General features: G+C 66.2%; 2 protein-coding genes and 1 pseudogene. All 3 read left to right on the plus strand.

The annotated features are described in order from the left end of the window. Positions 1-416, plus strand: a pseudogene (locus tag AC1VAN_RS21490) (acetyl-CoA C-acetyltransferase); the annotation flags it as partial. Positions 417-540: 124 nt separating this feature from the next. Further along, positions 541-882, plus strand: coding sequence for a hypothetical protein (locus AC1VAN_RS21495; RefSeq protein ID WP_025879170.1), 342 nt, complete (start codon positions 541-543; stop codon positions 880-882). A gap of 149 nt (positions 883-1,031) precedes the next feature. Then, a complete protein-coding gene (locus AC1VAN_RS21500; RefSeq protein WP_025879171.1) occupies positions 1,032-1,442 on the plus strand; it encodes a hypothetical protein in 411 nt (136 codons plus the stop codon). Positions 1,443-1,565: the final 123 nt, after the last annotated feature.

Raw genomic sequence — 1,565 nt, forward strand, 5'->3', positions numbered from 1 at the left:
CCGTGGTCCTGCTGACCGAAGAAGATGCTGCCGCACGCGGCCTGCAGCCGCTGGCGCGCATCGTCGGCCATGCCACCCATTCGCAGGAGCCGGAGTGGTTCACCACCGCCCCGATCGGTGCCATCCACACCCTGCTGGCGAAGACCGGCTGGTCGCTGGACCAGGTCGATCTGTTCGAAGTCAACGAGGCCTTCGCCGTGGTGGCGATGGCACCGATGCGCGAACTGGGCATCCCGCACGACAAGCTCAACGTGAATGGCGGTGCCTGCGCGCTGGGCCATCCGATCGGCGCCTCCGGCGCACGCCTGGTGGTCACCCTGGTCAACGCATTGCGCACGCGCGGCGGCAAGCGCGGCATTGCCACCCTGTGCATCGGCGGCGGCGAAGCGACGGCTATCGCCATCGAGTTGATCTGAAAGGGTTTAACGTCTATTTCGCAAAAATGAATGCGGGATCGCTTGACACCCAATCTTGGCTTGTCATCATGTTGTCGGCGCGCAGCATGCGCGTTGCCTAATTCTAACGACGAGGATTTACACAATGAGCATCAACAAGCTGCTGGTCGCGATGTCCCTGGCTCTGGCCCTGGCCGCCTGCTCGAAGCAGGAAGCTGCCCAGGACGCCGCTGCTTCGGCCAACCAGGCCGCCACCGAAGCCCAGGCTGCTGCCGACCAGGCCGCCGCTGCTGGCGCCCAGACCGCCGACGCTGCCCAGCAGGCCGCTGACACCGCCGCCACCGCTGCTGACGCTTCGGTCGACGCCGCTGCCCAGGCTGCTGGCGCTGCCACCGACGCCGCTGCTGGCGAAGCCAAGGACGCCGCCAAGGCTGCCGAAGCTACCGCTGAGCAGGCCAAGGACGCTGCTGAAGAAGCCAAGAAGTAATAACTTCTTTCTTCAAGCTGTTCTGAAGAAGCCGCTGGTTCGCCAGCGGCTTTTTCTTTGCGCGCAGTTCCGTTCGCAGGTCACCACCAGGTCTTCACAACGGTATGAATAGGCTGGCGTCCCCATCCATTGCAGTACCGGAGACCGCCATGAAGATTCGTCCGCTGACCACTACCCTGCTGGCCGCCTCCCTGCTGCTCGCACTGGCTGCCTGCAAGGGCCCGGAAGCCGAACAGGCCAAGCAGGATGCCGCGCAGGCCGCCGACAGCGCCGGCGTCGCCGCACGCGATGCCGTTGACAAGGCCGCCGCCGCCACCCGCGACGCTGCCGACAAGACCGCTGCCGCCTCTGAACAGGCTGCCGCCGATACCCAGCAGGCGCTGGACAGCGCCGCAGCCGCGACCGCCACCGCCGCCGACAAGGCCAAGGTCGCAGCCACCGATGCCGCCGCCCACGCCAGCGACGCCACGGCCGATGCCGCGCAGAAGGTTGCCGACAAGGCCCGCGATGTTGCTGACGACGCCAAGGCCACTGCCGCCAAGGAAGAAGCCAAGCACTAAGGCCTTCGCGTTCGTCGGGCATCGCCCGGCGCTACCGGAAAAGCCGCGGCATCGCCGCGGCTTTTCTGCTTTTCGCTTCTTCTGTTGATTCCGTRCTGGGCGCGCACGGAAACCGTCCAGGGC

The organism is Stenotrophomonas sp. 05L44_2, assembly GCF_056665995.1.

What these genes read in the sequence shown, in the direction of transcription:
- AC1VAN_RS21495 (WP_025879170.1), top strand. Translation starts at nt 541, where the DNA reads ATGAGCATCAACAAGCTGCTGGTCGCGATGTCCCTGGCTCTGGCCCTG.
- AC1VAN_RS21500 (WP_025879171.1), top strand. Translation starts at nt 1,032, where the DNA reads ATGAAGATTCGTCCGCTGACCACTACCCTGCTGGCCGCCTCCCTGCTG.